This is a genomic window from Streptomyces sp. SM10 (assembly GCF_002910915.1).
Taxonomy (GTDB): domain Bacteria; phylum Actinomycetota; class Actinomycetes; order Streptomycetales; family Streptomycetaceae; genus Streptomyces.
Map to the genome: position 1 here is coordinate 1 of NZ_NEUF01000073.1, position 7,101 is coordinate 7,101.

The 7,101-nt window shown below is 70.3% G+C and carries 7 protein-coding genes; all 7 read right to left on the minus strand.

The window, feature by feature from the left end; translation table 11 throughout:
- A partial coding sequence (locus B9S57_RS10710; protein WP_103515317.1) for an aromatase/cyclase occupies nucleotides 1-917 on the minus strand: 917 nt, incomplete at its 3' end.
- Between the two features lie 50 nt (nucleotides 918-967).
- The gene (gene fabG / locus B9S57_RS10715) at nucleotides 968-1,753 is read right to left on the minus strand and encodes a 3-oxoacyl-ACP reductase FabG (protein ID WP_103515318.1); all 786 of its coding nucleotides are present in this window, start codon (nucleotides 1,751-1,753) and stop codon (nucleotides 968-970) included.
- Between the two features lie 121 nt (nucleotides 1,754-1,874).
- A complete protein-coding gene (locus tag B9S57_RS10720; protein WP_103515319.1) occupies nucleotides 1,875-2,147 on the minus strand; it encodes an acyl carrier protein in 273 nt (90 codons plus the stop codon).
- Between the two features lie 264 nt (nucleotides 2,148-2,411).
- Complete coding sequence (locus B9S57_RS10725) at nucleotides 2,412-3,626, minus strand: ketosynthase chain-length factor (RefSeq protein WP_103515320.1); 1,215 nt, start codon at nucleotides 3,624-3,626, stop codon at nucleotides 2,412-2,414.
- Nucleotides 3,623-4,894, minus strand: a complete 1,272-nt coding sequence (locus tag B9S57_RS10730) for a beta-ketoacyl synthase (protein WP_103515321.1) — start codon at nucleotides 4,892-4,894, stop codon at nucleotides 3,623-3,625. Before B9S57_RS10730 ends, B9S57_RS10725 begins: the two co-directional genes overlap by 4 nt.
- Nucleotides 4,891-5,220 (minus strand): TcmI family type II polyketide cyclase, encoded by a 330-nt coding sequence (locus B9S57_RS10735; protein ID WP_103515323.1) that lies wholly within the window; start codon nucleotides 5,218-5,220, stop codon nucleotides 4,891-4,893. Before B9S57_RS10735 ends, B9S57_RS10730 begins: the two co-directional genes overlap by 4 nt.
- Before the next feature lie 135 nt (nucleotides 5,221-5,355).
- A partial coding sequence (locus tag B9S57_RS10740) for a biotin carboxylase N-terminal domain-containing protein (protein WP_258036350.1) occupies nucleotides 5,356-7,101 on the minus strand: 1,746 nt, incomplete at its 5' end.

Here is a 7,101-nt window from a genome sequence, read left to right on the forward strand (position 1 = left end):
TTGGCGTGGTTGAGGGTGGCGGTGCTGTTGGTGGAGAGGGCGGTGTGGACGTAGGTGCGGGCGTCTTGGGTGGTGGCGTCGGGGCCGAGGATGCGGGTGATGTTGTCGGTGTTGAGGGTGACGGTGTGCTGGGAGGTGGCGGTGGTGCCGGTGTCGGTGTCGGTGAAGGTCCACAGGCCGGTGTGGAGGGTCATGAGGGCGGGGAGGGTGGTCTGTTTGTAGGCGATCCTGTGGTGGGGGAAGGTGACGCGGTGGGAGGTGGTGGTGTGGGTGCTGCCGTCCTTGGCGCGGGTGTCCATGGTGAGGGTCTGGAGGCCGGGGGTGTCCTCGGTGAGGTGGACGGTCGCGACGTGGGGGAGGCGTTCGGGCCAGAGTCCGGCTTCGTTGACGAAGTCGTAGGCGTCCTTGGCGGAGCCGTTGATGTGGACGGTGTCCTCGAAGGAGAAGGTGACGTCGTCGGTGGCGTGGGCCCGCTCGACGTTCTCCTTCAACGCCGCCAGCTCCGAGCGGCTGTTCCTGTCGACCGCCTCGTCGATCCAGAGCAGGTCGTGCGCGTCGTCGTCGATCGCGCGGTAGTCGTGCAGCAGCCGCACCCGCGCGGCCTCGGACTCGCCGTCCAGCGGCTCGATGATCCACGTACCGCCCATGGCGGCGACCGGGGCCGCCGTGATCTCCTGGCGGAAGGTGATGCGCAGGCCCTCGGGGTCGAGCTCGCGGCGGGACGTCCAGTTCTTCGCCTGCCCGTTGGCGGTCGCCCAGATCCGGATCCGCTCCTGGGATCCGTCGGACTCCACCTGGTCCACGTGGATCGTCGGCGGGAAGATCCGCGGCCACTGGGTGACGTCGGCCAGCAGCCGGTACACGTCCGGCGCGGGCGCGGCGATGGTGATCTCGTGCTCAACCTCGCGGGTTGTCATGGGACTTCCTCTTCGGGATCTCGGATGCGTGGGCACCCTCGGTGTACGGATCAGAAGTTGCCGAGTCCGCCGCAGACGTTGATGGCCTGGGCGGTGACGGAGGCGGCGGTGTCGGAGGCCAGGTAGGCGACCATGCCCGCGACCTCCTCCGGGGTGGAGTAGCGGCCGAGCGGGATCTTGGACTGGAAGCGGTCGAGGATGGCGTCCTCGGAGGTGTCGTACGCCGCGGCGTAGCCGGCCCGGACCCGCTGGGCCATCGGCGTCTCGACGTACCCGGGGCAGACGGCGTTGACCGTGATGCCGGTGGGCGCGAGCTCGTTGCCCAGCGCCTTGGTGAAACCGACCACCCCGTGCTTGGAGGCGGAGTACGGGGCGCCCAGCACCACACCCTGCTTGCCCGCGGTGGAGGCGATGTTGATGATGCGGCCGCGTTCCTTGTGACGCATGCCTCCGGTGTTGAGGGCTTCCTTCGTCAGGCGGAACACGCTGTTGAGGTTGGTGTCGACCACATCGGTCCACAGCTCCTCGTCGATGTCGGCGGTCACCCCGCCACCGGACCGCCCGGCGTTGTTGACCAGGACGTCGACGCTCCCGAACCGGTCGACCGCGGCCTGGACGAAGGCGGCGGCGGACGCGGAGTCGCGCACGTCCAGAACCGTTCCGTCGGCCTCCAGCCCTTCGGCCTGGAGCTCCTTCACCGTCGCGGCGACGTTCTCGGCGTTGCGCGCCCCGATGAAGACCCGGTGCCCCTGGGCGCCCAGCGCCCGCGCGCTCGCGAGGCCTATGCCACTGGTCGCACCCGTGATCAGGGCGACCCGCTTCTCCTGCAACGACATGTCTCTTCTCCGTCTGTTCCGTGAGTGGTTCGTCTGGGGCCGTGCGTGGTGCGTCCGGGCGGCGCGGACCGTGGGTGGTCCGCCCCGCCCGGACGCAGAGAGGGAGCGGCGGCGGGCCGGCTCAGGCGGCGTTCGGAACCGCCAGGAGGTGCTCGTTGACCGCGGCGATCAGCGCCCGCGGGGTGTCGGCGTCGGTGAGCAGGTCCTCGTCCAGGACGATCCCGTACTCGCGCTCGATGCGGCTGCCGGTCTCCAGCAGGGCGAGGGACTCGTATCCGAGCGCCTCGAACTGGACGTCGAGGATGTCCCCGTCGAGGTCGACGCCCTCGTCGGCGCCTGCGCCCTCCAGGAGGATGCGGCGCAGGTCGTCCAGGGTGAACTCGTGCGTGGCCATGTGGATCGCCTTTCGTCGTGGTCGTGCGTGGGTGGATCCAGGACGTGCGGAGGTGCGGGTGGTCGGAGGTGTGCGGTGGTGCGGGCATCCGGGGCTGTGCGGGGGCCCGGGGCATGTGGGTGCCGCCGTGCGGCCGGGTCCGGGGCGCACGGATGGGGGAAGCGGTACGTGTGGGAGAGGGAAGCGCCTCCCGCCCGCGGGGACGGGGGGTGAACCCGTGGGCGGGGGCGCGGTCTGTGGGTGGGGGGGCGAGGGGGCGGTGGGTCAGTCGGCGGCGCGTACGACGACGGCCGAGTTGAAGCCGCCGTACCCGCGGGCCACCACGAGCGCGGTCCGCACGTCGGCGGTGCGCGGGCGTTCCGTGACCAGGTCGAGGCCGTATTCGGCGGCCGGGCGGGTGTGGACCGTCGGAGGGATCAGCCCTTCCTCCATGGCCAGCAGGGCGGTGGCCACGTCCAGCGGCGCCGCGCCGGAGTAGAGCCGTCCCGTCATCGTCTTGGGCGCGGTGACCGGGACCCCGCCCTCGCCGAACACGGCCCCGACGGCCTCGGCCTCGATCCGGTCCAGCTCGGGCACCCCGGCCGCGTCCGCGAAGACCACGTCCACCTCTCCGGGGCTCACGCCCGCGTCCGCGAGGGCGAACTCGATCGCCTTGCGCAGCGCGGGTTCGCGCCCGCTGCCCGGCGCCGCGTCGAAGGTCGCGCCGTAGCCGACGATCTCTCCGTAGACGCGCGCTCCGCGCTCGCGGGCCGAGTCCGCCGACTCCATGATCAGGATCGCGCCGCCCTCGCCCGGCACGTATCCGGACGCGTCGGCGTCGAAGGGCAGGAACGCCCGCGTCGGCTCGTCGCTGGTGCTCAGCCGCTTGCCCGCGAGCTGCGCCACCCAGCCCCAGGGGCAGATGGAGGCGTCGACGCCACCGGAGACGATCATCCGGGTGCCCTTGCGGATCAGCCTGCGCCCCTGGGCCAGGGCGTCCAGACCGCCGGCCTCGTCACTGACGATCACCCCGCTGGGACCCTTGAGCCCGTTGCTGATGGAGATCTGGCCGCTGTTGACAGCGTAGAACCAGGCGAAGGACTGGTACGCGCTGACGTACTGGCTGCCCTGGCTCCAGAGCTTCTGCAGCTCGTTCTGGCCGAACTCGAAGCCGCCCGAGGAACTGGCCGTCACCACGCCCATGTCGTACTCGGCCAGCTCCTTCGGGTCCAGACCGGCGTCGGTGAGCGCCCACTCCGCGGCGACCAGCGCGAGGCGGGTCATCCGGTCCGTCTGCGGCAGCATCCTGCTGGGGAGCAGCTCCTCGGCGGCGAAACCGGGGACCTCCCCCGCGAGGGTCGCCGGGTAGGACGAGGAGTCGAAGCGGGTGACCCGGCCGATGCCGTTCTTGCCGGCCCGCGTGGCGGCCCAGTAGTCCCGCGTGCCGAGACCGGTGGGCGCGGTGATGCCCAGGCCGGTCACTACGACTGAGGTGGTCATGCCGCACTCCTCTCGGGGCGCGCCAGCACCATGGCGCTCTGGAACCCGCCGAAGCCGCTGCCGACCGTCAGCACCGTGTCGGTGAGCTGCTCACGCGCCACCAGCGGTACGTAGTCGAGGTCGCACTCCGGGTCGGGGGTGTGCAGATTCGCCGTCGGGGGCACGACGTTGTGCTCCATCGCCAGCGCGGAGGCGGCGATCTCGATGGAGCCGATGGCCCCGAGCGAGTGCCCCACCATCGACTTGATGGAGCTGACCGGGGTGCGGTACGCGTGGTCACCCAGGCTCCGCTTGAAGGCCGCGGTCTCGTGCCGGTCGTTCTGCTTGGTGCCCGAGCCGTGCGCGTTGACGTAGTCGATCTCGGTCGGGTTCATCCGTGCCTCGCCCAGCGCGACGTCGATGGCCTCGGCCATCTCCTTGCCGTCCTGCCGCAGACCGGTCATGTGGTAGGCGTTGGAGCGGGTGGCGTAGCCGGCGATCTCGGCGTAGATGTGCGCGCCGCGCTTCCTCGCGCTCTCCAGCTCCTCCAGGACGAAGACGGCCGAACCCTCGCCCAGGACGAAGCCGTTGCGGCTGCTGTCGAAGGGCCGGGAGGCGTGCTCCGGATCGTCGTGCCGGGGCGTCGTCGCCTTGATCGCGTCGAAGCACGCCATCGTGATCGGGGAGATCGGGGCGTCCGAGGAACCGGCGATCATCACATCCACGGAGCCCTCGCGGAGCAGGTCGACGGCGTGGCCGACCGAGTCGATGCCGGAGGTGCAGCCGGTGGAGACCACGGTGCTCGGTCCCTGCGCGCCCACCGCCCAGGCGACCTCGGCCGTGAAGGAGCTGGGCACCAGGTAGTTGTAGAGGTGCGGGACCGCGTACTCGTGGTCGACCAGGTGCAGCCGGCCGCCGTCGCTGACGACGTTGTACTCCTCGTCGAGGCCCATCGTCGCGCCGACGGCGCTGCCGATGGTGACGCCGACGCGGTACGGGTCGTACGCGGCGAGGTCGATGCCGCTGTCCGCGACCGCGCCGCGCGCGGCGACCACGGCGAACTGGGCCGCCCGGTCCATCCGCCGGATCTCCTGCGGCCCCAGGCCGTGCTCGCGCGGATCGAAGTCGATCTCCGCGGCGACCCGGGAGCGGAAGGGACTCGGATCGAAGAAGGTGATCCCGCGCGTGGCGGTACGCCCGTCACTCAGCAGGTCCCAGAAGGCCTTCCTCCCGACGCCGCCGGGAGCCAGCACCTCGATACCGGTGATGACCACACGTCGGCCGGTCACGCGGACGCCTCCCAGCTGTAGAAGCGCTTCGCCATCGCGTCGGCCGGGGAGCGCCAGGTCGCGGGGTCGTACGCCTCGATCAGCGGCTTGAGGTCCTCGCTGATCCGCTGGAAGCGCTCGTCGTGCCGCGCCTCCTGTATCTGACGCCCGCCCTGGTCCTCGTCGAAGTCCTGCAGGTGGAAATACAGGCCCCTGTACTCGAAAAGCTGCCGCCGGCGGGTGCCCATTCGGTGAGGCATCTCGGTGGTGTCGAACTCACCGAAAAGCTTGGCGACATCAGCGCTGGATGCAATGTCCATACGAGCCACGATCAGAGTGCTGTGCATGCTTTCCCTCTCCTCACTGCTCATCCATTCGATTTCAGTATCCGAGGCCCGTCAGGGGTTTTCAACGCCCCCTGTGTCAGGGCTTTGTCAGGCCGTGCAAGAATTCCGCAGAACGAACAAACGGAATCCCGTTGCTCAGTCCTTGATTTCACAGAGTGCGGCGCCGGCGGAAACAGAAGTCCCGATTTCGGCGGTGAGCCCCTTCACGGTGCCGGTGCGGTGGGCGTTGAGGGGTTGTTCCATCTTCATGGCTTCGAGGACGACGATGAGGTCGCCTTCCTTGACTTCCTGGCCCTCTTCGACGGCGATCTTGACGATCGTGCCCTGCATGGGTGAGGCGAGGGTGTCGCCGGAGGCGGCGGAGCCGGTCTTCTTCGCGGCGCGGCGTTTGGGCTTGGCTCCGGCGGCGAGTCCGGTGCGGGCCAGGCTCATGCCGAGCGAGGAGGGCAGGGACACTTCGAGGCGTTTGCCGCCGACCTCGACGACGACGGTCTCGCGTCCGGATTCCTCGTCGGTGTCCTGGTCGGCGGGGACCTGGAAGGGCTTGATGTCGTTGACGAACTCCGTCTCGATCCACCGGGTGTGGATCGTGAAGGGGTCGGCGGTGAACGCGGGGTCGGTGACGACGGCCCGGTGGAAGGGGATCGCGGTGGCCATGCCCTCGACCTGGAACTCGGCCAGGGCGCGGGCGGCGCGCTGCAGGGCCTGCTCGCGGGTCGCGCCGGTCACGACCAGTTTGGCCAGGAGCGAGTCCCACGCCGGGCCGATGACGCTGCCGGACTCGACGCCGGCGTCGAGGCGGACGCCGGGGCCGGTGGGCGGGGCGAAGAGGGTGACGGTGCCGGGGGCGGGCAGGAAGCCGCGGCCGGGGTCCTCGCCGTTGATGCGGAACTCGAAGGAGTGGCCGCGCACCGCGGGGTCGCCGTAGCCGAGTTCCTCACCGTCGGCGATCCGGAACATCTCGCGCACGAGGTCGAGGCCGGTGACCTCCTCGGTGACCGGGTGCTCGACCTGGAGGCGGGTGTTGACCTCGAGGAAGCTGATCGTGCCGTCCACACCGACGAGGAACTCGACGGTGCCGGCGCCGACGTAGCCGGCTTCCTTCAGGATGGCCTTCGAGGCGGCGTAGAGCTCGGCGTTCTGTGCCTCGGACAGGAAGGGGGCCGGGGCCTCCTCGACGAGCTTCTGGTGGCGGCGCTGGAGCGAGCAGTCACGGGTGGAGACGACGACGACGTTGCCGTGGGTGTCGGCCAGGCACTGCGTCTCGACGTGGCGGGGCTTGTCGAGGTAGCGCTCCACGAAGCACTCCCCGCGGCCGAACGCCGCGACCGCCTCACGGACCGCCGAGTCGTAGAGCTCCGGGATCTCCTCAAGCGTGCGGGCCACCTTCAGACCACGCCCGCCCCCGCCGAAGGCCGCCTTGATCGCGATCGGCAGGCCGTTCCTCTCCGCGAACTCCACGACCTCGCCCGACCCGGACACCGGGTCGGGGGTGCCGGCCACGAGCGGGGCACCGGCACGCTGGGCGATGTGCCGGGCGGCGACCTTGTCACCCAGATCCCGGATCGCGTGCGGCGGCGGACCGATCCACGTCAGACCCGCGTCCAGCACCGCCTGCGCGAACTCCGCGTTCTCCGACAGGAACCCGTACCCCGGATGGACCGCGTCCGCCCCGGAATCCTTCGCCGCCTGCAACACCTTCGCCATGTCCAGGTAACTCGCCCCCGGAGTGTCACCGCCCAGAGCGAACGCCTCATCGGCCGCCCGCACATGCAGAGCATCCCGGTCCGGATCGGCATAGACGGCCACGCTCGCGATTCCGGCATCCCGGCAAGCCCGAGCAACACGGACAGCGATTTCACCACGGTTGGCGATGAGCAC

Coding starts and splice junctions, on each gene's coding strand:
- fabG (WP_103515318.1), bottom strand. CDS start 1,753: ATGTCGTTGCAGGAGAAGCGGGTCGCCCTGATCACGGGTGCGACCAGT.
- B9S57_RS10725 (WP_103515320.1), bottom strand. CDS start 3,626: ATGACCACCTCAGTCGTAGTGACCGGCCTGGGCATCACCGCGCCCACC.
- B9S57_RS10735 (WP_103515323.1), bottom strand. CDS start 5,220: ATGCACAGCACTCTGATCGTGGCTCGTATGGACATTGCATCCAGCGCT.
- B9S57_RS10720 (WP_103515319.1), bottom strand. CDS start 2,147: ATGGCCACGCACGAGTTCACCCTGGACGACCTGCGCCGCATCCTCCTG.